Genomic DNA, 25,186 nt, shown 5'->3' with positions numbered 1-25,186 from the left:
GGGCCCGGATCGGGGCATCTCAGGAACGACGGGTCAGCTCGGGGGCATCGGGGGCGGCGGCGGGAAGCCCTGGTAGCCGGCCGGCGGTGCGGGCGGCTGCGGCGCCTGCTGGTCGACGGGCGGATGCTGCGGAGCGGGCTGGCTCGGCTGGCCGGTGTAGTACGCGTTCCAGTCGGGCGAGCCGTCAGGCAGCACCGGGAGCGGAGTGACCCCGTCGGCGTAGGTCGGCCACGGCTGCGCGGCCGGCTGGGCGGGATGCGCGTAGCCCGCAGTCTGCTGCTGCTGCGGGTAGCCGGGGGCGTACCCGGGCGCCTGCGCGACCGGTGCGTATCCGGACGCATCGGGCACCGGACGCTCGCGCTTGGGCGCGAACAGCGCGTTCACGAGGGGCACCAGCGCGGTGCCGACCGCGGCGAGGATGGTCACGGCGACCACTATGCGCCAGTACAGGTCGTGGAAGTCGATGAACTCGTGGAAGGTGAGCGGCAGCACGAGCAGCACCGCGAGGACGGCGACGAGGCCGATGGTGATGAAGCCGGTGGCGCGGGTGAACCCGGTGCTGTTGCGCGCCATCGCCTTGGCGAACAGGCGCACGTGGAGCACGGCCAGCTGCAGCACCAGGATGATCGCGAGGAACGACACGAAGCGCCCGAAGCCGCCCGTGTAGTCGAAGGGGTCGACCGGCATCCAGATGAGGAACGCGCCGAGCAGCAGCGTGACGACCCAGACGACCATGCTCGTCAGCGCGAACCAGTCGGGTCGGCGCGGAGCGAGATGCGTCTCGAGGATCGCCACGCCGGCGAAGGCCGCCAGCAGCAGGATCGTGAGGAACGCACGCCCGATGAGCCCGTTCTCGGGACCGACGAGCACCCAGACGACGCAGACGATGGCCGCGGCGATGAGCGCGAAGATCGCGACCCAGATCGCCCAGCGCAGCAGCTGCGGACGTGGCGTGCCTTCGTGGTCCGCCGGAGCGGGGGGCCCGGAGTACGGGGACGGTGAGTGGGGAGCGGTCATGGTGGTCCTCCTCCGCGACGGAATCGCCTCCATCCTGTCACGCGCCGCGTTCTGCGACCGGTGCTGCGCGGCATCCGCGACTCCCGGCCCGAGAACGACCTCTGGGGAGGGGACGATGCGGGGCTCAGCGGATGAGGCGGCGCCAGGCGAGCTGGGCGAGCAGCACCGCGTGAGCGTCGAGAAGTCCGTCGTCGAAGACGGCCCCCTCGGAGTGCATGCCCGGGGCGGATGCTGCGGGCGTGGCCTCCGGGCGCACGCCGAGGAACACGAGCGTGCCGGGCACCTCCTCGAGCACGTACGCGAAGTCCTCCGAGGCCATGGACGGCTGGGGCATGCGCACCACCCGGTCGGCCCCGTAGAGCTCGTCGAGAATGCCGAGGACGATTGCGGTCTCGTCGGGGTCGTTCACGGTCACCGGGTAGCCCTCGATGAACGCGGCGTCGACGGTGCAGCCGTGCGCCTCGCCGATCGCCGTCACCAGGCGCGGGAGCTCCTCGCGGACGAGCTGGAGGGTCTGAGGCGAGAGCGTGCGCACGCTCGCCTGGAGGTCGACCGTCGCCGAGAGCACGTTGCCGGCCGCGGAGTCGGAGGAGATGCGGGTGACCGACACCACGGCGGGGTCGGTCGCGGGCACACGGCGGGAGACGAACGACTGGAGGGCGAGCACGATCTCGGCGGCGACGGGCATCGGGTCTATCGCGTTCTCGGGCCAGGCGGCGTGGCCGCCGGTTCCCCGCACGCGCACCCGGAGCCCACTGGCGCTCGCCATGATCGGTCCCTGCCGGGTGACGGCGGTGCCGCCCTCGGTCGTGCAGTCCACGTGGACGGCGTAGGCGGCGACGGGGCGGTCGCCGGCAGCATCCAGCACACCCTCCTCGAGCATGATGCGCCCGCCGCCGTAGCCCTCCTCCCCGGGCTGGAACATGAAGACCACGGTGCCCGGCAGCTCATCGCGGTGCGCCGCGAGCAGCCGCGCGGCCCCGATGAGACCCGCCATATGGAGGTCGTGACCGCAGGCGTGCATCGCACCGTCGGCGGCGAACGGCAGCCCCGTCGCCTCGACGACCGGCAGGGCGTCCATGTCTGAGCGCAAGAGCACGACCGGCCCCGGCCGGCCTCCGCGGAGCACGGCCGTGACCGAACTCAGCCGCTCGCCCGTCGTGATCTCGAGATCGAGGTCGGCGAGCGCCTCGATGATGCGCCGCTGCGTGCGGGGCAGGTCGAGCCCGACCTCGGCCTCGGCGTGCAGCAGCCGTCGCAGCGAGACGAGCGACGACAGCAGTTCGGGCGGGGCGATGATCGGAGGGGTCACTCCTCGAACATATCCGGGGTCAGTCATCGAGCGTCATCGCGGCGTCACTCGCCGAATTCCATGCGGCGACCGAGCACGGGCACCGCGTCGAGCAGCTCGCGCGTGTAGGTCTCGGTCGGGTTGTCGAGCAGGCTCTCCGTCTCGCCGGCCTCGACGATCCGCCCGTGGCGCATGACGCAGATCTCGTCGCTGATGTAGCGGACGACGGCGAGGTTGTGCGAGATGAAGAGGATCGACAGGTCGAGCTTCTGCTGCAGCTCGCGAAGGAGATTCAGCACCGCGCCCTGCACCGAGACGTCGAGGGCCGAGGTCACCTCGTCGGCGATGAGCACGGCGGGCTCCCCCGCCAGGGCTCGGGCGATCGTGATGCGCTGGCGCTGCCCTCCCGAGAACGCCGAGGGCTTCTCGCCGGCGCGATCGGGGTCGATGTGCACCTGCCGGAGCAGCTCGCGCACGCGGTCGCGTTTCTGCGCGGCGCTCCACCGGCGACCGGTGGCGCGCGTCGCCTCGGCGATCGACTCGCCGACCGACATCAGCGGGTCGAGGGCCGAGAACGGGTCCTGGAAGACGAGCTGCGTGCGCCGGCGCGCGCGCGTCGCCTCGGCGCCCCGCCCGACGATGCTGACGCCCTCGACGCGGATGTCGCCGCCGGACGGCTTCACCAGGCCCACGATGGCGCCGGCGATCGAGCTCTTGCCCGACCCCGACTCCCCGACGAGGCCGACGGTGCGCCCGTGGGGCACCGCGAGCGAGACGCGGTCTACCGCCGTCTCGCGTTTGTAGCGGACAACGAGGTCGTCGATCTCGAGTGCGTTCACGGTGTCGCCTCCGCGATCGGGGCGGCGGCTTCGGCGGAGATCACCGGGAGCGGCCGCGTGCGGTCGGAGCTCATGTCGGGCAGGCACCGGACCAGGGCCTGGGTGTACGGATGCTGCGCATCCTTGCGGATGCGGTCGGCCGCCAGCTCCTCGACGATCAGCCCGTCCTTCATGACCACGACCCGGTCGCAGAACGCCGACACGAGCGCGATGTCGTGGGAGATGAAGACGATCGCGGCCCCCGTCTCGCGCTGCGCGCGGCGCAGGACGCTCATCACCTGACGCTGCACCGTCACGTCGAGGGCCGTCGTGGGCTCGTCGGCGATGATCAGCCGGGGGCGGCCGGTGAGGGCCATGCCGATCATGGCGCGCTGGCGCATGCCGCCGGAGAACTCGTGCGGGAACTTCCGCAGCTTCTCGCGGGCGTCGGGAATGCTCACCGAGGTGAGGGCGTCCGCGGCACGCGTGCGGGCGTCGGATCGCGACATCCTCATGTGCACCTCGGGCACCTCGGTGAGCTGCCGGCCGATCGTGAGCGCGGGGTTCAGCGACGTCAGCGGGTCTTGGAAGACCATGCCGAGCTCCTGACCGACGCGGCTCGCCTCGGCGCGGCTGAGGGGGCGCGACATGTCGATCCCGTCGAAACGGCGCACGTCGGCGGTGACGACCGCGGGCTCCTCCAGGAGCCCGGCGAGCGCCATCGCCGTGAGCGACTTCCCCGATCCCGACTCGCCGACGATGCCGACGGTCTCGCCCGGGGCGATGACCAGGTCGACTCCTCGCACCCGGTCGACCGACCCGCCCTCGCCGTCGGGGAAGGCGATCCGGAGGCCGCGGGTCTCGGCGACGGGCCGCTTCGCCGCATCCGTCTCGAGCAGGTCCTCGTCTTCGGCGGGGATGCCGACGGCGCGGGAGGCCAGGCGCGAGACGGCGCGGATGCCGGCACCGCGGCGCGCGGTGAGGGCTTCGCTGGTGAAGGTGAAGACGAGGCCGGCGAGCACGATCGCGAGTCCGGGACCGATCGCAGCGATCGGGTTGATGTAGATGCGGAGGATTCCCTCGTTGAGCAGGCGACCCCAGTCGTACTCGGGCGCCTGCACGCCGAGCCCGAGGAACGACAGCCCCGCGAAGGAGAGCAGCGTGACGCTCGCCGCGGCGGCGGTGTTCACGAGCAACGGGTTCGCGATGTTCGGGAGCACGTGCCGGCCGAGCACTCCGAAGGTGCCCACGCCGACCACGCGCGCGGCGCGGACGAAGTCGCGTCCCGACAGCGACGACGCCATCGTGTAGACCAGTCGGGCGAGCGACGGGATGCCGGCGAACCCGATCGCGAGCATGGCGCCCAGGGCGCTCGCACCCCAGATGGCCGAGAAGAAGAGCACGAGCAGGAGCCACGGGAACGACAGGAGGATGTCGATGAACCCCGTCACCACCCGGCGCGGCCGCCGAGGCAGGATCGAGGCGACCAGTCCGACGACGATGCCGCCGGTCATGCCGATGGCGGTCGCACCGAGCGTGAGGAGCAGCGACAGCCGGGTGGCGACCATCACCCGGGCGAACACGTCGCGCCCGAGGTCGTCGGTGCCGAACGGATGAGACAGGCTCGGGCCCAGCAGACGCTCGGGGACGACGGTCGTCGTCGCGGCGGCGCCCCAGATCGTCTCGGCGAAGAGCGCGATGAGGAGGAGGAGGAGCGCGCCCACCATCGCCGCGATGGCGGGAGCGGAGAGGAGGCGGGAGCGGGCGGTCGTTCGGCTCATGTGTCAGCCTTCCACGATCGAGGATCGGGGATCCATGGTGATGAGGATGAGGTCGACGACCAGGTTGATGCCGAGCACCGTCAGCGCGTAGACGAGCACGACGCCCTGGATCATCGGGTAGTCCTTGCTGCCGACGGCGGCCACCGTCGCCTGCCCCATGCCGGGGATCGCGAAGACGGTCTCGATCAGCACCGTCGCCGCGGTCAGACCGCTGAGGAGGAGTCCGCCGACGGTCAACGACGCCGTGATGATGTTCGGCAGTGCGTGACGGATGTAGACGAGGCGGGCCGGCAGCCGCTTGCTGCGGGCCGTGATCATGTACGTCGAGCCGAGGACGCCGATCATCTCGACCTGCACGATGCGCGAGAGGTAGGCCATCGGCCCGAGCGAGAGCGCGAGCACGGGGAGCACCGCCTGCTGGGGCGATCCCCACCCCGCGGCGGGGAACCAGCCGAGCGTCACGCTGAACAGCGCGATGAGGCCGACGGCGAGGAGGAAGTCGGGGATGGCGATGAGCGTCCCGAGGAAGCCGGTGAAGACGTTGTCGCTCGCGCGGTGGCGGGCGCTGCGCACCGAGACGGCCGAGAGGATACCGATGACCAGCGCGCCGAACAGGGCGACGACGAAGGCGAGCACCGCCAGGGTGAGAGTGGCGGGGAACCTCTGCGCGATGGTCGCCCCCACGGAGCGCTGCGTGCTGATGGAGACGCCGAGGTCTCCGCGCAGGAGACCGCCGACGTAGTCGACGAACTGCTGCCAGATCGGTTTGTCGAGTCCGAGCTCGGCACGGATGCCGGCGACGAGCTCCGGGCTGGCGCTCGGCCCGAGCGCCGCGCGCACCGGGTCGCCAGGGACGAGATGGATGATGAGGAAAGTGGCGATCACGACCACGACGAGCGAGATCACCAGGCGCCCGAGGCGCCGGAGGAGGAAGTCGAGACGGGGTGGGATCGCGGGGAGGACGCGACGGTCTCCCCGCCGCCCGGGCAGCGGCGTGACTCCGCCGGGTGCGGCCTGAGCGAGCGGGGAGACGGTCATCGGATCAGCCCACCATCCGGATCGTGGTCGGCATGATGAAGTTCGGCTGGTCGAACGTCGCGCCATTGTAGTAGGTCGGCAGGATGTTGTCGGCCAGCGGGAAGATGTCGAAGCGGTTGATCAGCTCCGCCTCGGCCTCGAGGTACAGACCGCACGCGTCCTCCGGCGAGGCCTGCGCGGCCTCGGCGACGAGCGCGTTGTACTCCGGGTTGTCGACCCATCCGAAGTTCAGACCGCCCTGGTCGGGTGTGGCACCGGCGAAGAAGAGCGAGAGCACGGCGGGGCCGCCCGGGGCGACCTGCACCCATCCGCTGTCCCAGTCGTAGGTCGAGTACAGCTGCTCCGACCATGCGGCGCCGTCGTTGGCCGACAGCTCGACGGTGACGCCGAGCTCCTGCCACGTCTCGGAGACCAGCTCGGCCGCCGGGGCGTGCGTGGCCGTGGGGGCGTCGTAGATGAACTTCACCGAGAGCGGCTGGCCGTCCTTCGAGCGGAGTCCGTCGGAACCGAGGGTCCAGCCCGCTTCGTCGAGCAGTTCGCCCGCGCGCTCGAGCGAGGTGTCGGGGAGGGTCCACGACGGTTCGTCCGGAACGCACAGGAGGGGGTTGCGCACGACGAGCGACTGCGAGGGGAGTGCCTCGCCGCCGGCGATGACCGGTCCGACCTCGTCGCGGTCGAGAGCCGTCACGAGCGCCTCGCGCACGAGCGGGTCGGAGGTCGGGCGGTCGCTGCGCTCGTTGAACATGATCTCGCCGACGGGGTTGCGCACCCCGGTGTACTCCAGTCCGGAGCCGTCGAGGCGGCTGCGCTCCGGGCCGGTGATGACCGCGGCGTTGACCTCCTTCGACAGGAGGAGATTGGCCATCGTGCTCTCATCGCTCAGCACGCGCAGCTCGACGTCGTCGGGAAGACCCTCGGTGTCGCTGGACACGTCGCCCGGGCCCCAGGTGTAGTCGGCGCGCTTGGTGAACGAGTACGTCGTGCCGGGCTCCGACGCGGTCAGCGGGAACAGGCCCGTGCCGTCGGTGCTGTCGGAGAGCGACGGGATGTCGGCCAGACCCTTGTCGCAGACCATGAGGATGGTGCCGATGTTCTCGACCAGGAACGGGTTGTTGGTCGCGCTGGTGACGGTGAGGGTGTTGCCGTCCGCGGCGGCGGTCATGCCGTCGGTGACCTGCGAGCCGTAGTAGAAGGTGGCGTTCTCGGCATCGACGTTGTAAGCGATGTTGGCGGCGGCCGTCTCGGCGGTGAACGGCGAGCCGTCGGCGCAGGTGATGCCGTCCTTGAGCGTGAAGGTGACTTCGCTGCCGGTCGACTCCCAGCTCTCGGCGAGCCAGGGCTGGAGTTCACCCTCGGGGTCGATGTAGATAAGCGCTTCGTACGCCATGTTGATGACCTCGAAGGTGCTGAAGTCGATCGCCTGCATCGGGTTCAGGTCGCCCGGGTCGGCGCTGATGGCCTGGACGAACGTGCCACCGCTGACGACGGCGGGATCTTCGCTCGACGAACCGGAACAGGCCGTGACGGTCATCGCGAGGATGACTCCACCGGCGAGTAACGCCGGGATGGTGCTGCGTCTGTGCATGATTACTCCTCGGGTTGCTGGTGCGGTTGCGGGTGGTGCTGTCAGGTCGCGGCGGGGGCGAACGCACCGAGGTGCGCGAGAGGACCGGCGGCTTTCACCGAGACCTTGACGGTGGGACGGGTGGTGTACGAGACCGGGGTCTCGAGCACGTCGACGACCGCGACCTGCAGCGGATCGGCGCCGGCCTGGATGGCCTTCGCGATCGCCGCCTTCGAGGCGGCCTCGATCGCCGCATCCCGGTCTTCGATGTCGCTCATCTGGTCGGCGCGTCCGCCGGCGAGGGAGATCGCCGCACCCACGGCATTGGCCACGCCGCCGTGGTTCGGGCGGATGACCGGGCCGGCGCCGGGGAGGTCGTCGGGCACGAGGAACGCTCCCCCGCCGACGACGACGAGCGGCAGGTCGAGGCGCCCGAGAGAGAGGCGCTCGACGGCTTCCTCGAGACGCTCGTGCGCGCGCCCCAGAGCCGACCGCAGCGCCGTGCGGGTGGCGGCCGGCAGGCTCGGGAGCGACCGGCCGTCGACCGACGCGCCGGCGAGGGCCGCAGCATCCGTCAGCGTCGGGACGGTTCCGCCGAACAGCAGCGCCTCCCTCTCGATGCGGTAGCCGACGGAGCCGGGGCCCACGCGGCCCGTCGCGGGGTCGACGATCGTGCCGCCGCCGACGCCGAGACTCAGGATGTCGGGCATGCGGAAGTTCGTGCGCACCCCGCCGATCTCGCGCGGAAGGGTCGATTCGCGGGGGAACCCGTTCACGAGCACCCCGAGGTCGGAGGTGGTGCCTCCGACGTCGACGACGATCGCATCGTCGACGCCGGAGAGATAGGCGGCGCCCCGGATGGAGTTCGCAGGCCCCGATCCGATCGTGAGCACCGGGTACTGGGCCGCGTAGTCGAGCGACATGAGCGTGCCGTCGTTCTGCGCGAAGTAGGTGACGGCGTCGAGGCCCTCTTCGTCGACGACCGTGAGCAGGGCGCGCGTGACCGATCGTGCCACGCCGTAGAGCGCCGCGTTGAGCGCCGTGGCGTTCTCGCGCTCGAGCAGGCCGATGGGACCGATGTCCTGGCTCAGGAACACCTGCGCGTCGGGGCCGAAGTGCGAGCGAATGAGAGCGGCGACCTCGAGCTCCTGCTCGGGGAACGACGGGCTGAAGATGCCCGCCACCGCCACGGCGTCGAACCCGTCCAGTCCGTCGAGGAAACGGAGGATGCCGTCGCGGTCGAGCGTCGAGATCGGGGTGCCGTCGACCATGTGACCGCCACCGAGCATGGCCGTTCCGGCGAGAGCGGTCGCGGTGAGATCGGCCGGCCACCCGCTCAGCGGCGGGTACTCGGTCGCGGCCGGGGCGCCGAGGCGCACCATCGCCACCCGTCCGAGCTCGCGCCGGCTGACGATGGCGTTCGTCGCGTGGGTCGTGCCGAGCATGACGCGCGAGACCCGGGAACGGTCGTCGCCGATCTGCCCCAGCACGTGGGCGATGCTCGCGCGGATGCCGCCGGTGACGTCGGGGGTCGTGGGCTGCTTGGTCGAGGCGATCACGGTGCCGAGCTCGTCGAGCACGACCGCGTCGGTGTTGGTTCCGCCGACGTCAACGCCGATCGACAGGGTGCGGGGGTCGTTCATCGCTGTGCTCCCTCGAACGGCACGTAGGGCAGGTCGTAGCCGAAGGCCTGCGGGCCGGCGAGCTCGAGTCCGCGGACGGTCCGCCACAGCGGATCGCACGCCCAGGCGAGCACCGACACCCGCTGGCCGAAGCGCAGCATCTCGGTCGAGATCGCGTGGCCGGTCTCGGAGTCGACGATCGTGACGAGGTCGGGCACCGTGGCGAGCACCTCGCCGTCCTCGAGCACGATGAGGTTCTCGTTCTGCAGCTCGATGCGCTGGAGGCGCCCCCGGTCGGAGCCGACCCCGGCGATGGTGACCGACCCGCGCACGAAGCCGCCCTCGGTGCGCCGAGCGACGTCGATGACCTTGCCCGAGATGAGAACGGATGCGTCGAGTTCGTCGGCGACGGCGCGCACGGGCTCCGATGACGAGAGCAGCGCGTGGCCGACGCGCACGGCGGCGCTCACGGTGCCCTCGATCACGGCGCCGCGCGCGGTCTCGGCCGTCAGCGGGTAGTGCGCTCCGAGGCACAGGCCGCCGCTGGCGACCGTGACGGCGCGGGCGTGGCGCTCGAGCCAGGCGAGGTCGACGGTCTTCATCGTGACGACGTTGCCGACCACGTCGGCCATGACGGCGAAGTCGCACGCGACCCCGGCGACGTTCATCGCGATCATCGTCGCCTCCGGGAACGCACGGCCCATGCCGTCGGCGTCGAGGAGCTTCAGTCCGAGGCGTGCGGCCCAGCCGACGGGGCTCACGCCGTTGCTGCCACCGATCTCGGCGGCCATCAGCGTCGTGATCCGGCGACCGGCGGCGGCCTCGGCACCCGCGAGCAGCGCCTCGATCTGGCTGGCCGACGAGAGCATCTCGATGCCGACCGTGGGAGCGCCGATGCCCGACATGATGATGACCGCGTCGTCGGCGTCGAGGTCGTCGACGGTCACCAGTTCGACGGGACCGGAGGCCTCCAGCGCCTGCTCTGTCGCCAGCTGCGAGGTGTAGACCGCGCCACCGCCACCGGTGCCGAAGATGGCACAACCGGCGGCGAGCGGAGCGACGTCTGCGGCGGCGACGGAGGTGAGCCGTTCGCGCGTCGGGGCATCGGTAGGGGCGTGGACCATGTACCGACAGTAGGCACGGTTCCGGTGGCCGACAATGTGCCCAACCCCTAGAGAATCCGGCACACTTGTGCCCATGGCACAGTTCTCCGTACGAGATCTCCTCGCCGAGCGCGAGCGTTTGGGACTCGACCTCGCCGCGGGACCCCCGAGCGGCACCGACATCGAGTTCGTCGACATCGCGACCCTCGACACTCTCGACGCTCTCGCGGCGGGCACGCTGGCGATCATCCCCGGCGAGGAGAACCCCGCCCCCTACCGCCTCGACGTCGCCCTCCGCCGGGCGAGCGCACGGGGGCTCGCCGGCCTCGTCTTCACCACCGACCTCGCCCTGGCCGAGACCGCGGTGGCGCTCGCCGAGCGCGGGCGCGTGCCGGTGCTGGCCGCCCCGCACGCGAAGCCCTCCGACCTCGCCGTCGCGATCGACCGGCTCCTGTCGGGCGGCGCCTCGGAGGCCATGACGCGGGCCGCCTACGCGATCGAGCAGGCGACGGCCGCAGCCGCCGGAGCCGACGGCTCGGTCGACGACATCCTCGAGGCCGCCGGCCGCGCGCTCGGCGTGCCGCTGTCGCTCGAAGACGACCCGACGGTGCTCTGGAGCGACAACGACGCCGTCTGCGTCGGAGAGGTGCCGATCGGCCGGCTCGTCGCGCACCGGACCGATGCGGCGGCCGACGTCGCGCGCCCGGTCGTCGCGTCGCTCCTCTCCCGCGCGATGCAGCGCCAGATGCGCGACCGCTACGCCCCGACCCAGTCCCGCGCCGACCTGCTGGTCGAGCTCGTGCTCGCGGAGTCGTCGAGGGTCGAGGCGTTCGTCGGGCAGGCCGCGCGGCTCGGCTTCCCGCTGCAGCTCTCGCACGTCGCGGGCTGGCTCAAGCCGACCGCGCTGGGTGACCCCGACGCGCGGCCGCCGCGCGGGGTCGAGCCCGCGCTGGAGCTCTTCGCGCTGCAGCTCGTCGAGGGGCGCGACGAGATGTGGCACGTCGCCTTCATCCAGGACGACATGCTGCTCGTCAGCACCGAGGAGCACGGCGCGGGCGATCACCAACGGCGGCTGCGGGAGGTCGGCATCCGGCTCCAGCAGCAGGCGCGGCGGCTCGCAGGCCCGGGGTGGGCGTACACGCTCGGCCTCGGCACGCCGCAGCTCGGGGCGATCGGGCTGCGGCAGTCGGCTGCGGAGGCGCGTATCGCCGCCGACTCCGCCGTCGCCTCGGGCCGCCCGGGCGGAGTGGAGCTCACCGACGTCACCGGCCTGCAGCGCGTGCTGCTCGACTTCTACGCCTCGCCGATCAGCCGGAGCCTGTTGCACGACGTGCTCGCGCCGCTCGACGCGCTCGGGGCCGAACGGGCGACGACCTCGGTGCGCACCCTCCTCGCGTACCTCGCCCACCGCAATTCGCTCGCGAGCGCCGGGCGCGAGCTGAACCTCCACCCGAACGCCGTCGGGTATCGGCTCAAACGCATCCGCGAGGTGCTGCAGCTCGACCTCGACGACCCCGACATCCGCTTCTCGGTCGAACTCGCCTGCCGCGTGCGCCTCCTCGGCGGGAGCCGCTGACCGCGCTCCGCCGCGCGGGCACGACTCCTGCACGGCGCCCCGCGGACCGGCGACCCGCGGCGTGTCGTGCTACCTGACGGATGGATTGCAGGAGTTGTGTTCGAAGCACATCTCGAAGGGAAACGCTGTGCCCGGGGCACGTTGCTTCCCGGGGCGGTTCGCCTATCGTCGAAGGATGCTCTCGACGGAATTCGCGCGGGTCGACCTCGACGGCATCCGCGCCAAACTCGGGGAACCGAGCCAGGCCGCCGTCGACAAGATCCTCGATCATCTCGACGACAACTGCCTGCGCTTCCTCGCGCATTCGCCGTTCTTCTGCCTGTCGACCTCCGACGCCCAGGGCAATTGCGACTGCTCGCCGAGGGGCGATTACCCCGGATTCGTGCGCGCACTCGACGCTCGGACGCTCGTGGTCCCCGACCGGCTCGGCAATCGGCTGGTCGACTCGTTCCGCAACATGCTCGAGAACCCGCACGTCGGCATGCTGTGCTTCGTGCCCGGCATGAGCGAGACGCTGCGCATCAACGGAACCGCGTTCATCACCGACGACCCGGGTCTGCTGCAGATGCTGGAGCAGGACCACTCGGTGCCCGAGCTCGCGATCGTCGTGAAGACCGAGGAGGTGTACCTGCACTGCGGGCGGGCGCTCCTGCGCGGCGGCATCTGGGATGCCGACATGCAGGACCTCGCCGACGAGGTGCCGACGTCGGGCGCGATCTGGGCCAGTATGTCGGGGCTCGATGCCGAGGTCGGAGACGCGATCGACCGCGCGGTCGTCGAGGGCAACCGGGTGCTGTACTGAATGCGTGACCGCAGCGACATGATGCCGCTCGTCGTGAGCGAGATCGTCCGGCAGACGCCGTCCATCGTCAGCATCCGCCTGGCCCGCCCCGACGGCGACGTGCTGCCGCCATGGGAGCCGGGCGCGCACGTCGACGTGCAGCTCGTCACGCGTCAGGAGCGCCAGTACTCCCTCTGCGGCGATCCGGCCGACACGCGCGGCTACCGCATCGCCGTGCTGGACGAGCCGCTGTCGCGCGGCGGATCGCATTACATCCACCGGCACCTCCAGGTCGGACGCCGCGTGTACGTGCGCCCGCCGCGCAACCTCTTCCCGCTCGGCCAGGCTCCCGGGTACCTGCTGCTGGCCGCCGGGATCGGCATCACGCCCATCCTCGCGATGGCCCGGCACCTCGACGCCGTCGGGGCGCCGTGGCGGATGCTGTATCTGAGCCGCCGCGCGGAAGACGTCGCGTTCACCGAAGAGCTCGCCGCGTTCGGCGACAGGGTGCGCGTGCACCTCAGCGGCACCGAGGGCAGGGTCGACCTCCGCGAGGTGCTCGGCTCGGCAGCATCCGGCACCGACGTCTACGCCTGCGGACCCCAGCGCTTCGCCGATGCGCTGACCGGGCTGCGCGAGGCGTTGCCCGAGGGATCGCGCCTGCACCTGGAGCGGTTCGAGCCGGCGAAGCGGGAGTTCCGCCCGAACGAGGCGTTCACGGTGAGGGCCGCCCGCAGCGGACGCGAGGTCGCGGTGCCCGCGGAGTGGACGATGCTGCAGGCCCTTCGAGGAGCCGGCGTCGAGGCGCCCGGATCGTGCCTGCGCGGCGTGTGCGGTTCGTGCGCCCTGCCGGTGCTCGACGGAGTACCCGAGCACCGCGATTCGCTCGGCACCGAGGGCACCTCGGTGGTCTACTCCTGCGTCTCGCGCTCGCTGACCCCCGCGCTCACCCTCGACGTCTGACCCGGCGGTGGACGCATCGACGGGCCCAGCGCCCGGGCCTCGCGGCGCCCGGGTCCTGCGGGTCGCTCACCGCCCCGCCGGTCCCCGAGCTCGCCGAACGGCCCGGCGGCACGCGCTAGAGCGCGCGGTGGGTGAAGCGACCTGCCAGCAGCGTGGCCGAGACCGGCATGCCGCGGAGGGCGTCACGGTCGAGCGCGTACGGGTCGGCGTCGGTGATCATGACGTCGGCCGGGGCGCCGACGGCGAGCGGATGCCGCGTGCTCGCGCCGAGCGCGACGTCGAGCGGCAGCGACTGCTCGGGGTGCCACGCCGCGCGGTCGCCGCGGCTGCGCGAGACGCCCGAGGCGATCGCGTGCCACGGATCGAGCGGAGCGACGGGTGCGTCCGATCCGAGCCGCAGCGCCACCCCGGCCGCGTGCAGCGACCCGAAGGCGAAGGCGCGGTCGGTGCGACCGGCCCAGTAGCGGTCGGCGACGTCGCGATCGTCCATGGCGTGCTCGGGCTGCACGCTGGCGATGAGGCCGAGACGGGCGAACCGCGCGAAGTCGTCGCTGCGCACGAGCTGCGCGTGCTCGATGATCCCCCTCATCCCGAGTTCTTCGAAGGTATCGAGCACCTCGGTGTTGGCACGGTCGCCGATGGCGTGCACGGCGGCCTCGATGCCACCTGCGCGTGCACGGACGAGCAGGTCGCGCAGCTCGGAGACGGGGATGCTGCTCACGCCGCAGCCGTGCGCGGAATGCGCGTCGAGACCCGGATACGGATCCCAGCAGTAGGCGGTGCGGGTGTTGAGCGACCCGTCGACGACGACCTTCAGCCGCCCCATCGTGACGAGTCCGGTCGGTTCGACGGGGTCGCCGGTGCGCAGTCCTCGCGCCAGCGCGGTGTCGAGCTCGTCGGGCCAGACCGCCGCATCCACCCTCAGGCTGTCGACCCCGGCGGCGACACGCTCGGCCCATTCGTCGATGTTGAGCACGTTCTCGTACTCGACGACGCCCACGACGCCGCGGGCGGCGGCCGCGGCTGCGGCGGTGCGGTAGTCGCCCACGGGGAGCGCGGCCTCGGCGTGGAAGCGCTGCAGCGTGCCGATCCACTCCCCCTCGCTCACGACACCGGTCGCGTCGGGGTGGAGGCCGAGCCGTGCCGCTCCCGCGGAGTTCATCCACGCGCTGTGCAGGTCGCCGTTGATGAGCACGACCGGCTGCGCGAACACGTCGAGCGCGGCCCGTGTCACCGGTTCGCCCCACAGGCCGTCGCGATAGCCGTAGCCGAAGAGCACGCCGTCGGTGGACGGGAATCCGTTCGTGAGCGCCTCGCGCACGACGGCGACCGCGTCCGCCGCGCTCCTCGTTCCGGCGAGATCGACCCGGCGCTGCTGGATCACCCACTGCGTGAAGTGCACGTGCGCGTCCCAGAGTCCGGGCCCGATGTACCGGCCCTCGAGCTCGACCGTCTCGGCACCGTCGGCGTCGAGCATGCCCGACGGCGCGATCGCGTCGACGAGCCCTCCGGACAGGCGGACGTCGAGCGGAGCACCGCCGTCGTAGGTTCGGGCGCCGCGCAGCAGCAGGTCGGGGGCGGTCATGCGTTCTCCGTTCCTCGGCGGGGGTGGTGCACCCGCTCCATCCTGTCGGCGAGAGCCCGGTTCTCGTACGGACCCGGTTCGCGCAAGCGGTCGAGCACGCGATCGACGACGGCCTGCGGCTTGTCCTGGCTCATCTTCTCCTTGGCCTCGAAGCGATCGACCTTCATGCGGAACCCGACCGTGCCGCCGACGATCCGCCGCGCGTAACCGTCGTTCTCAAGGGTCGCCGTCATGAGGAAGGGCTCGGGCAGCGGACCCTCGAGGTGTTCGACCATGCGGCCGAGGACGGCGAGGTTCTCCTCGTCGCTGAGCAGCTCAGGGGTGCCGTACGCGTGCACGACCGCGAAGTTCCAGGTCGGCACGGCCGGCGATACGTCGTACCACCCCGGCGAGACGTACCCCTGCGGTCCGGAGACCATGACGAGCAGCTCGTGCTGACCGAGCTCGTGCAGACGCTCGTCGGGGCGACCGACGTGGCTGACGAGCACGATGCCCTCCGCGTCCTCCTCGAGCAGGACGGGATAGTGGGAGGCGACGAGCCCCTTCCCCGGCACGTACGACACGATCGACGCCCACGGGTTCTCGCGGACGAGGGTCTTCACCCACTCCGCATCGCCGACGGCGTAGTCGGGCGTGTGCCTCATCGGACGCCGCCGGCGGCCGCCGGAACCGGGTAGCGGCGCGGGGTTCCGAACCGGTGCGCGGTGATCGACACGGCCTGTTCGCGGAGGAAGGGCAGCATCTCGATGCGCCCGGCCGTGACGACCGGGTTGTCGTACAGCGCCACCGCGGGCGAACCGCCGACGGCCTCCGCGAAGTCGGCGGCCGATCCGCCGAGCAGCCGCACGCGTCCGCCCGAACGGGCGAGGGCTGCGGCGCGGCGGGTCCAGGATGCGGCGTCGTCGACGCGGGCGGACACCCCCGAGCCCTCGAGCCACGCCCGCACGGCGGGGGTCAGGGCTTCGGCGGAGCTGACGGCGATCTCGGCACCGGCACGCACGCCGGCCGCGACCGCCCGAACGAGGGCGACGTCGGGCGCGCTCTCGACCCGCACCGTCACCGGCACGGGCGCGTAGCGGAAGACGTTCTGCTCCGACTCCAGGCCCGAGGCGTCGCGGGCGACCCCGAACTCGTCGTTCCATGCCGCCGCATCGCTCGCGAGGGCGGCGGAGAGCCAGGGCCGGTCGTCGGCCGGGACGGCCGCGAGAGCGGCGGACGCGAACGTGTCGGGTCGCGTGCGAACGGCCGCGGGCGCCGCATCCGCCCACGTGCCGAAGCCCGTGAGGTAGTTCGGTCCGCCGGCCTTGGTGCCCGCGCCGACGACCGACTTCTTCCAGCCGCCGAAGGGCTGGCGCTGCACGATGGCGCCCGTGGTGCCGCGGTTGATGTAGGCGTTGCCGGCCTCGACGCGCCGCATCCAGGTCTGGATCTCTCCGTCGTCGAGCGAATGCAGACCGGAGGTCAGGCCGTAGTCGATGGCGTTGACGAGGTCGATCGCCTCGTCGAGGGTCGCTGCGGTCATCACGCCGAGTACGGGGCCGAAGTACTCGGTGAGGTGGAACTCCGAGCCCGCGCGCACGCCGTCGCGGATGCCGGGCCGCCACAGCGCCCCGTCGGCGTCGAGCTTCTGCGGCTCGACGAGCCAGTGCTGCCCGGGCTCGAGGGTCGTGAGCGCCCGCAGCAGCTTGCCGTCAGCGGGTCCGATGAGGGGCCCGACGCGGGTGGCCGCCTGCCACGGCAGGCCGACCTCGAGCGAGGTGACGGCGTCGACGAGCTGCCCGCGGAAGCGGTCGGAGGAGCCCACCGAGCCGACGAGGATGACGAGGGATGCGGCGGAGCACTTCTGCCCCGCGTGTCCGAACGCCGAGAACGCGACGTCTTTCGCTGCGAGATCGAGGTCGGCGCTGGGCGTCACGATCACGGCGTTCTTGCCGCTGGTCTCGGCGAGGAGCGGCAGGTCGGCACGGAACGAGCGGAACAGCTGCGCGGTCTCGTACGAACCGGTCAGGACGACGCGCTCGACGGACGGGTGCGCGACGAGCCGCTCGCCGAGTGCGCGCCCGTCGAGCTGCACGTAGGTGAGCACCTCGCGGGGAACGCCCGCCTCCCACAGCGCTTCGACCATGACCGCGCCCGAGCGACGCGCCTGCCGGGCGGGCTTGATGATGACGGGGCTGCCGGCGGCGAGCGCCGCGAGCGTGGAGCCCGCCGGGATCGCGACCGGGAAGTTCCACGGCGGGGTGACGATCGTGAGGCGGGCGGGGGTGAACGTCGCGCCGTCGACGTCGTCGAGGCGGCGCCCCTGCTCGGCGTAGTAGTGCGCGAAATCGATCGCCTCCGACACCTCCGGGTCGCTCTGCTCGACGACCTTGCCGCACTCCGAACCCATGACCTCGATGAGGTCGCCGCGGCGACGCTCGAGGATGTCGCCGGCGCGATGCAGGATCACCGCGCGCCCGGCAGCGCCGAGCGCGCGCCAGGCTTCTCCCGCGGCCACGGCGGCCGCGACGGCCGCGTCGACGGCGGCCTCGTCGGCCAGCACGTGGGTCTCGGCCGTCTCGACCCCGAGGGCGGAGCGCTCCATGCGCGAGAGGATGCTGCCCGCCCAGTCGCGGTTCGCCGCGATCGCCGGGTCGGAGTCGGGCGTGTTCTCGAACCCGACCACGGGCGAGGCGGCGGGCTCGACCGTGCGGTCCTGCACCCGGTGCGCGGCGGGCACCTCGGTCGGCATGGCGGCGAGAGAGGCGAGGAAGCGGTCGCGCTCGCGGGCGAACAGCCCCGCGTCGGTGTCGAGATCGAACACCGCCGACATGAAGTTCTCCGCCGACGCCCCCTCCTCGAGGCGGCGGATCAGGTAGGCGATCGCGACATCGAACTCCTGCGGGTGCACCACCGGGGTGTAGAGCAGGATCGACCCGACCGTGCGTCGCACGACGGCGGCCTGGGCCGTGGCCATGCCCAGCAGCATCTCCACGTCGATCCCCGACGTCACTCCCCGTCGCTCGGCGAGCAGCCACGCGAGGGCGATGTCGAAGAGGTTGTGGCCGGCGACGCCGATCCGCACGTGCGCGGTGTGCTCGGGGCGCAGCGCGTAGTCGAGTACGGCCTTGTACGACGCATCCGTCGCCTGCTTCGACTCCCACGTCGCCAGCGGCCAGTCGTGGATGTCGGCGTCGACGCGCTCCATCGGCAGGTTCGCGCCCTTGACGACGCGCACCTTGATCGGGGCACCTCCGTCGGCGACGCGGGCCGCGGCCCATTCCTGCAGGCGCATCATCGCGGCGAGCGCATCGGGCAGATAGGCCTGCAGCACGATGCCGGCTTCGAGGTCGCGGAACTCGGGCTCGTCGAGGATGCGCATGAACACCGCGAGGGTGAGGTCGAGGTCTTTGTACTCCTCCATGTCGAGGTTCAGGAACTTCCGCCCCTGACGGGCGACCCGGTAGAGCGGACGGAGCGCGGCCGCAGCATCCGCCACCGCCTCCTCGAACGCCCACGGCGTGTGCGGGGCGACGGTCGAGGAGACCTTGATCGAGACGTAGTCGACGTCGCTGCGCATCAGGAGCTTGCGCGTACCGGCGAGGCGCCGAGCGGCCTCCTTCTTGCCGAGGATCGCCTCGCCCAGCAGGTTGACGTTCAGTCGCACGCCCTCCCCGCCGCGGATCCTCTCGATCGCGGGGCCGAGCTTGCGGTCGGTCGCGTCGACGATGAGGTGACGCACCATCGCCCGCAGCGCCGCGCGGGCGGCGGGCACCACGATCGCCGGCGCGATCGGCGCGGCGAACGCTCCCAGACGGATCGCGGCCCTGAGCGGCAGCGGCAGGAACGACGGGATGAGCGGGGTCAGCGCGGCCAGGTTGCGGGCGGCCACGCGGGTGTCTTCGGGCCGCACCACCCCGTCGACGAAGCCGACGGTGAAGTCAAGGCCGCGCGGGTCGCGGAGCACCCCGGCGAGACGCTCGGCCGATGCATCGACGGGCTCGGCGCGGCTCTGCTCGAGCCATTGCCGGACGAGCGCGATGGCGTCGTCGGCGAGGTCGGCGGGCCGCACGTCGGCGGGAGCGACGGCGGAGGCGGTGCGCGGAGTCATGGGAGTCCTTCCGTGGATGCGCTCAGTCTGCGGCGTCGAGACCCATCGAGAAAAGCGACCGCTTACGATGAGTACTGTTCGGCTTCATCGATGAATGGATGCTTCGTGTTCGACCTCCGACGATTGCGGCTGCTGCACGAGCTCTCGGTGCGGGGCACGCTCGCCGCCGTCGCCGAGGCCCTCGCCTACAGCCCGTCGACGATCTCGCAGCAGCTCGCCCAACTCGAGCGCGAGGCGGGCGTCGCCCTGCTCGAGCCCGACGGGCGACGCGTGCGGCTCACCGCCCAGGGCGAGGCCCTCGCCGCTCACGCCGCGCGTATGCTCGCCGCCGACGAGGAGGTGCGCAGCGAGCTCGAGCGGATGCGCCCCTCGCTCGCCCCCGTGCGGATCGCCGCGATGCAGTCGGCCGTGCACGGGCTCATCCCGCGGGTGCTCGCCCTCCTCGACGAGAGCGCGCCGGGGCTGCGGCTCGAGGTGACCGAGCTGCCTCCCGAGGAGGGACTGTTCGAACTCGCCGCGCGCGGATTCGACCTCGTCGTCGCCGAGCAGTACCCGGGCCATACGCGCGAGCACCGCGAGGGGCTCGAACGCACGTTGCTCGGCCTCGACAGCATCCGTCTCGCCCTGGGCCCCGACGAGCGCGAGACCGACCTCGCGGCGCTCCGCGACCGCCCCTGGGTGATGGAGCCCGTCGGCACCGCCGCCCGCCAGTGGGCGACGCAGCAGTGCCGGGCCGCGGGCTTCGACCCCGACGTGCCCTACGAACTCACCGACCTCACGGCGCATGTGCGCCTCGTGGCGTCGGGGCTCGCCGTCGGGATGGTCCCCGACCTCGTCTTCGCCGGCGACGAGCCACCGGTGCGCCTGTTCGACCTGCCCGGCACTCCGCGCCGCGACGTCTTCACCGCCGTGCGACGGGGGGCGTCGCGCCGCCCCGCTCTGCGCGCCGTGCAGACCGCTCTGCAGCAGGCGTTCGACGAGATCGCGGCGTAGACCGCCCCCGCCGGCAACGAGCGGAGGAGACCTCACGGGTGGAGGACGCCCGGCACCCGCATGCTCCTCCCCCCGTGAGATCTCCTCCGCCGGTCACACCAGCAGCGCCGACACCCGGGCGGCCAGCTCGCGCGCCGCGCGCTCGAACTCCGGCAGGCGCGGGGTCACCGACTCGGTCGCGCCGACGATGCAGGCGGCCGCGGCGACTGTGCCGCTCGCATCGCGCACGGGGGCCGAGACCGACGTGATGCCGACCTCCTCGATCGACCCGATCGAGAGCACGCCGTCGCGGACGACCCGCGCCACCCGCTCGAGGAACCCGTCGAGCTCCTGAGGCGTGTGCCGCGACGGGAAGATCTCGGCGAGCTCCTCGGCGCGGAGATCCATCACGAGCGTCGGCCCGCCGTCTGATCCGACGATCGGATGCGGTCTGCCCAGCCATTCCCGCATCCGCAGGCCCTCTCCGAGCACCGCGAGCTCCTCGACGAGCGTGAAGCTCCTCATGCCTTTGAGGATCGTGAGGAACGCGCAGGCCCCCGTCTCATGAGCCGCTCTGGCCACGAACGGCGCCCCCTCGTCGACGAGCGTGCGCGGTGCGGCCGCGCGGTACCAGCCGTGCACCACCCAGGAGACGCGGTACCCGCCGTCGGGATCTTCGATGACGAGTCCCGATCGCACGCACGACTCCAGCAGTCGGCGCGTGCGGTCGGCGCGCAGACCCACCGCGCGGGCGGTGCCCACGAGCGCATCGGCTCCGTCGGCGAGGTGGAACAGGATGCTGAGCGCCGCCGCCAGTGCGGACGCCCCATCGGCGGGCGTGCTCGCCGGGGCGGGCGTCTGTCGAACCGGTGCGGCGGCGAGCGCCTTCTCGACGATGCGGCGGGCCGTGACGATGGCCGCGGCAGCCTGTCGCGCACCGCGCTTGGCGCGGTAGACCGGCATCCGCACCGCCAGCACCGCCACGCAATCGCCCGACGGCCCGAAAACGGGGGCCGCGACCTCGACGACTTTCCCCGCGGTCGTCTCGATGGTCTGCGCTCCGGTCGTCTGCACGCCGCGCTCCGAGGCCTGCACGATCGCGCTGCGGCCAGCCGCCCACTCGCCGACCTCGGCGGGTGCGTGCAGCGTCCAGGGCGACTCGACCACGCTGACGACGCGGACTCCGCGTGGCGCGGGTGCGGCGAGGAACGCGGTCTCTCCCGTCTCCTGAGCGATGCGAGTGAGGGCGTATCGGACGGCGGGGGCCGACGGCGCGGCGGCCCGACCGGAGAGGCGGATCGCACCGCGACCCAGCCGGTATGTGCCGTAGCCCTCGCCGGGCGCGAGCATCTCGAGGCCTGCCAGTTCGGCGCACAGCCGCGAGGCCGTGCTGAGAGGGACGGCCAGTTCACGGGCGATCGTCCCCACCGCGACCGGGGCGGTCGGATCGAGGCGCGAGCCGACGAGATCGATCACGCGCAGCCCCAGCGCGACCCGTGCGGTCATGTCGTTCTCCATCTCGCCTGCGCAGAATGCTCAAACCCGGAGTCTGAGAGTTGCGCTTGGCGAGCAGGGTAACAGCGCCGACCCACGCCCTTCGAATAATGGGCTCACCCGCCTCCCCGCAGGAAAGAGCTGGAAAACATGGAGCAATTCGACGTCGCCGTCGTCGGCATGGGCGCACTCGGCAGCGCCGCCGCCTACCACCTCACGCGGAAGGGTGCGAGAACCGTCGCGTTCGAGCAGTTCGAGCTCGGGCACGTGCGGGGCGCCTCGCACGACACCTCCCGGATCATCCGCACCTCCTACGGCGCACCGCCGTACGTGCGCCTGGCGCAGTCGTCGTATCGCGACTGGGCCGAGTTCGAGCAGGTCTCGGGCGAGCGGGTGACGACGATCACCGGCGGGCTCGTGTTCATCCCCCGAAACGGCCCGTTCGCCGCATCCGACTTCGTGGCGAGCCTCGGCGAGGTCGGGGTGCCGTACGAGCTGCTCTCGCCCGACGAGGTGCACGAGCGATGGCCGCAGTTCGCGCTGCCCGACGACGTCGAGACGATCTATACCCCCGACTCGGGCATCGTGCACGCGTCGCGGTCGGTCGCCGCGCTGCAGATGCACGCGCGAGCGCAGGGCGCGGTGATCCGCGACCGCACCCCGGTGCTGCGTCTCACTCCCGACGAGACCGGGGTGGTCGTGCACACCGAGAGCGGCGACGTGCACGCCGGCAAGGTGGTGCTCGCCGCCGACGCGTGGACGAACACCCTTCTGGGGCCTCTCGGCGCCGAGATCCCGCTCATCACGATGCAGGAGCAGGTGACGTACTTCTCCCCCGGCGACCCCGCGGCCTTCGACCGCGCGAACTTCCCGGTGTGGATCTGGGAGGACGAGCTCTGCTTCTACGGGTTCCCCACCTACGGCGAGCCGAGCATCAAGGCCGCGCGCGACCGCTCCGACAACCTCATGACGCCCGACGAGCGCACGTTCGTCCCGTCGCCGGAGCTCCTCGACGAGCTCACCTCGTTCATGGGGAGGACGATCCCCGGCAGCGGCGAGGCGCTCCGCACGGTCACCTGCCAATACGCGATCACGCCCGACCGCAACTTCGTGATCGGGCCGGTGCCGCAGCATCCCGACATCATCGTCGCGCTCGGCGCCGGCCACGCCTTCAAGTTCACTCCGACCATCGGACGCATCCTCGCCGAGCTCGCCGTCGACGGCGAGACCACCGAAGACATCTCGACCTTCGGCGTGGGGTCGGCGGCGAATCCCACCGGCGGCATCGACCACCGCCCCGTGCTGGTCGACTGACCGCGAGACTGAGACCGGAGAGGAACCCTGATGCCCTACACCGACACCACCGACGTACACCTCTATTTCGAGGAGTTCGGCGACGCGACCGCCCCGCTTGTCGTGCTGATCTCCGGCGGTGGCGCGCAGCTGCTGTCGTGGACCGAGGAGTTCATCGGGCTGCTGACCGACCGGGGTTTCCGTGTCGTGCGGTTCGACAACCGCGACACCGGACTCTCTCCGCGCTTCGGCGGGCGCGACGACGTCGACGGCGGCTACGGGCTCGAAGACCTCGGCGACGACGTCGTGCGGGTGCTCGATCACCTGGGCGTGCCGGCCGCGCACCTCGTCGGCCACTCCATGGGCGGGATGATGGCCCAGATGGTGGCCATCCGGAACCCCGAGCGCGTGCGGAGCCTCGGATTGCTCTCGACCATCCCTGGACAGGATCCGCGGTACGTGCTCCACGACGACCGGCCCGAGCTGCAGCAGCCGCCGGTGCGGCTTCCGCGCGAGGTGCAGGTCGAGGGTGCCGGTGCGTACGCCCTCGTCGCCGGCAGCGAGCGGTATCCGATCGACGCGGAGTGGATGCGGTGGGCCGCCGGCGAGGCGTTCGACCGCGGCGATGCGCCCGAGGGTTTCGCGAGGCAGTGGGCGGCCCTCCTGCGCGCCCCCGAACGTCTCGAGCAGCTGCGCGGGGTCGCCGCTCCCGCGTTCGTCTTCCACGGACGCGACGACGACGTCTGCGGCCAGGCTGCGGCGATCGACATGGCCGCCGCCCTCCCCGAGGCCGAGCTGCAGATCCACCCCGGCATGGGCCACCTCATCCCGCCCGCCCTCTGGCCCGTGCTCGCCGACGGCATCGCCCGCACGGCCCGCCGCGGCGAGCAGCTCGCCGCGCGCTGACCCGTCCCCGACCGCGAGACGTCATCCCGGATACGAGACTCCACCCCCCACGCGCAGTCTCGTAGCGGGGGTGAAGTCTCGCGGTATCCGCGCGCCCGGCACGGCACCGTCGCCGTACACCGCAATTCGACCAACCCGGGATTGCGACAGCCGGTGCGCGCAATCGCGCCGACTCACGGGCTCTGGAGAATGTCGATACCCGCAGCATCCTCCCCCGAAAGGACGTCCGTCATGCGTTTCGTGAGCGTCACCAATATGGCCGCGTGGATCCGCGAGACCGGTCCCGAGGCGATCATCGCCGGCATGGTGGATGCTCTCGAGCTCGATTTCCGCCGGTGGGAGCGCTTCGAGCGCGAGCCGCGTGTCGCGAGCCACTCCCCGATCGGCGTGATCGAGCTCATGCCCACGAGCGATGGCGAGCTGTACGCGTTCAAGTACGTCAACGGGCACCCCGCGAACCCGTCGCGCGGCTTCCAGACCGTGACCGCGTTCGGCGTGCTGGCCGACGTGATGACCGGCTACCCGCTCTTCCTCTCCGAGATGACGCTGCTCACGGCCCTGCGCACCGCCGCGGTGTCGGGCCTCGCGGCGCGCTGGCTCGCCCGGCCCGACAGCCGTGTCCATGCCATGATCGGCGCGGGTTCGCAGGCCGAGTTCCAAGCCCTCGCGATCCGTTCCCAGCTCGGGGTCACCACGCTCCGCCTGTTCGACACCGATCGGGCGGCGGCCGAGGCGACGGCGCGCAACCTTCGGCCGCTCGGATTCGAGGTGACCGTCGAAGACTCGGCGGCCGCCGCATCCGCCGACGCCGATATCATCACGACGTGCACCGCCGACAAGGCGAACGCGGTCGTGCTGCGCGCCGACGAGGTGCGCCCCGGCACCCACATCAATGCGATCGGCGGCGACTGCCCCGGGAAGACCGAGCTCGACCTCGCGCTCGTGCGCGACAACCGGCTGTTCGTCGAGCACACGGCGCAGACACGCATCGAGGGCGAGCTGCAGCAGCTGCCGCCCGACTGGCCGGTCACGGAATTCTGGACCGTCATCACCGGACTCGCCGCCGGACGCGTCTCCGCCGACGAGATCACCGTGTTCGACTCGGTCGGCTTCGCGATCGAGGACTTCACCGCGCTGCGCTACACCCGCGACGCGACGGCCCACACGCGCTTCAGCGAGTCGATCGACCTCATCGCCGAGCCGGACGACCCGAAAGACCTCTTCGGCATGGTCGGCGCGCCGGTGCCGGTGGCCTGACCCTCTCCACCGGCGACGATGTCCCACTCCCGCCG

19 protein-coding genes are annotated in these 25,186 nt (G+C 71.8%); 7 read left to right on the top strand and 12 right to left on the bottom strand.

The genetic code is table 11. The features are described 5' to 3' along the window. Positions 1-33: 33 nt before the first annotated feature. From FVP77_RS16365 to FVP77_RS16330, 8 genes are all read right to left on the bottom strand, one after another. Entirely contained in the window at positions 34-1,017 is a 984-nt protein-coding gene (locus FVP77_RS16365) for a hypothetical protein (protein ID WP_147895578.1), read from the bottom strand. 124 nt (positions 1,018-1,141) lie between these two features. Further along, positions 1,142-2,329, bottom strand: a complete 1,188-nt coding sequence (locus tag FVP77_RS16360; RefSeq protein WP_246134144.1) for a M20 metallopeptidase family protein — start codon at positions 2,327-2,329, stop codon at positions 1,142-1,144. A gap of 44 nt (positions 2,330-2,373) precedes the next feature. Next, positions 2,374-3,147, bottom strand: coding sequence for an ABC transporter ATP-binding protein (locus tag FVP77_RS16355; RefSeq protein WP_147895576.1), 774 nt, complete (start codon positions 3,145-3,147; stop codon positions 2,374-2,376). Next, positions 3,144-4,907 (bottom strand): dipeptide/oligopeptide/nickel ABC transporter permease/ATP-binding protein, encoded by a 1,764-nt coding sequence (locus FVP77_RS16350; protein ID WP_147895575.1) that lies wholly within the window; start codon positions 4,905-4,907, stop codon positions 3,144-3,146. Before FVP77_RS16350 ends, FVP77_RS16355 begins: the two co-directional genes overlap by 4 nt. A gap of 3 nt (positions 4,908-4,910) precedes the next feature. Continuing rightward, positions 4,911-5,945: an ABC transporter permease gene (locus tag FVP77_RS16345; protein WP_147895574.1), complete on the bottom strand. Its 1,035-nt coding sequence runs from the start codon at positions 5,943-5,945 to the stop codon at positions 4,911-4,913. Positions 5,946-5,949: 4 nt separating this feature from the next. After that, positions 5,950-7,530, bottom strand: a complete 1,581-nt coding sequence (locus FVP77_RS16340) for an ABC transporter substrate-binding protein (protein WP_147895573.1) — start codon at positions 7,528-7,530, stop codon at positions 5,950-5,952. Between the two features lie 41 nt (positions 7,531-7,571). Next, entirely contained in the window at positions 7,572-9,152 is a 1,581-nt protein-coding gene (locus FVP77_RS16335; RefSeq protein WP_147895572.1) for a hydantoinase/oxoprolinase N-terminal domain-containing protein, read from the bottom strand. Beyond that, positions 9,149-10,255, bottom strand: a complete 1,107-nt coding sequence (locus tag FVP77_RS16330; protein ID WP_147895571.1) for an S-methyl thiohydantoin desulfurase family protein — start codon at positions 10,253-10,255, stop codon at positions 9,149-9,151. The genes FVP77_RS16335 and FVP77_RS16330 overlap by 4 nt, the downstream gene beginning before the upstream one ends. 73 nt (positions 10,256-10,328) lie before the next feature. Between FVP77_RS16330 and FVP77_RS16325 the strand changes: the two genes are divergently transcribed. The 3 genes from FVP77_RS16325 (at position 10,329) to FVP77_RS16315 (ending at position 13,554) form a co-directional block, all read left to right on the top strand. Next, positions 10,329-11,810, top strand: a complete 1,482-nt coding sequence (locus FVP77_RS16325) for a PucR family transcriptional regulator (protein ID WP_147895570.1) — start codon at positions 10,329-10,331, stop codon at positions 11,808-11,810. A 175-nt stretch (positions 11,811-11,985) separates the two neighbouring features. After that, on the top strand, positions 11,986-12,612 hold the full coding sequence (locus FVP77_RS16320; protein ID WP_147895569.1) for an MSMEG_1061 family FMN-dependent PPOX-type flavoprotein: 627 nt from the start codon (positions 11,986-11,988) through the stop codon (positions 12,610-12,612). Next, positions 12,613-13,554: a PDR/VanB family oxidoreductase gene (locus tag FVP77_RS16315; RefSeq protein WP_222707751.1), complete on the top strand. Its 942-nt coding sequence runs from the start codon at positions 12,613-12,615 to the stop codon at positions 13,552-13,554. Positions 13,555-13,669: 115 nt separating this feature from the next. Here the strand turns inward: FVP77_RS16315 and FVP77_RS16310 are convergent, their stop codons facing one another. The 3 genes from FVP77_RS16310 to FVP77_RS16300 are packed head-to-tail and all read right to left on the bottom strand — an operon-like array spanning position 13,670 to position 19,229. Next, on the bottom strand, positions 13,670-15,139 hold the full coding sequence (locus tag FVP77_RS16310) for an amidohydrolase (protein ID WP_147895568.1): 1,470 nt from the start codon (positions 15,137-15,139) through the stop codon (positions 13,670-13,672). After that, the gene (locus tag FVP77_RS16305; RefSeq protein WP_147895567.1) at positions 15,136-15,783 is read right to left on the bottom strand and encodes an FMN-binding negative transcriptional regulator; all 648 of its coding nucleotides are present in this window, start codon (positions 15,781-15,783) and stop codon (positions 15,136-15,138) included. Before FVP77_RS16305 ends, FVP77_RS16310 begins: the two co-directional genes overlap by 4 nt. Next, positions 15,780-19,229, bottom strand: coding sequence for a bifunctional proline dehydrogenase/L-glutamate gamma-semialdehyde dehydrogenase (locus tag FVP77_RS16300; protein ID WP_147895566.1), 3,450 nt, complete (start codon positions 19,227-19,229; stop codon positions 15,780-15,782). The genes FVP77_RS16305 and FVP77_RS16300 overlap by 4 nt, the downstream gene beginning before the upstream one ends. Before the next feature lie 105 nt (positions 19,230-19,334). Here FVP77_RS16300 and FVP77_RS16295 point away from each other — a divergent pair, with 105 nt between their 5' ends. After that, on the top strand, positions 19,335-20,222 hold the full coding sequence (locus tag FVP77_RS16295; protein ID WP_147895723.1) for a LysR family transcriptional regulator: 888 nt from the start codon (positions 19,335-19,337) through the stop codon (positions 20,220-20,222). Between the two features lie 93 nt (positions 20,223-20,315). Here FVP77_RS16295 and FVP77_RS16290 read toward each other — a convergent pair whose 3' ends face one another. Next, positions 20,316-21,707, bottom strand: coding sequence for an IclR family transcriptional regulator domain-containing protein (locus FVP77_RS16290; protein ID WP_187266998.1), 1,392 nt, complete (start codon positions 21,705-21,707; stop codon positions 20,316-20,318). Positions 21,708-21,845: 138 nt separating this feature from the next. Between FVP77_RS16290 and solA the strand changes: the two genes are divergently transcribed. The 3 genes from solA (at position 21,846) to FVP77_RS16275 (ending at position 25,151) form a co-directional block, all read left to right on the top strand. Continuing rightward, positions 21,846-23,009, top strand: coding sequence for an N-methyl-L-tryptophan oxidase (gene solA, locus FVP77_RS16285; protein WP_147895564.1), 1,164 nt, complete (start codon positions 21,846-21,848; stop codon positions 23,007-23,009). A 30-nt stretch (positions 23,010-23,039) separates the two neighbouring features. Continuing rightward, a complete protein-coding gene (locus tag FVP77_RS16280; protein WP_147895563.1) occupies positions 23,040-23,894 on the top strand; it encodes an alpha/beta fold hydrolase in 855 nt (284 codons plus the stop codon). Between the two features lie 231 nt (positions 23,895-24,125). Continuing rightward, the gene (locus FVP77_RS16275; RefSeq protein WP_147895562.1) at positions 24,126-25,151 is read left to right on the top strand and encodes an ornithine cyclodeaminase; all 1,026 of its coding nucleotides are present in this window, start codon (positions 24,126-24,128) and stop codon (positions 25,149-25,151) included. Positions 25,152-25,186: the final 35 nt, after the last annotated feature.

The organism is Microbacterium hatanonis, assembly GCF_008017415.1.
Taxonomy (GTDB): domain Bacteria; phylum Actinomycetota; class Actinomycetes; order Actinomycetales; family Microbacteriaceae; genus Microbacterium; species Microbacterium hatanonis.
This window is presented reverse-complemented; position numbering and strand designations above follow the sequence as displayed.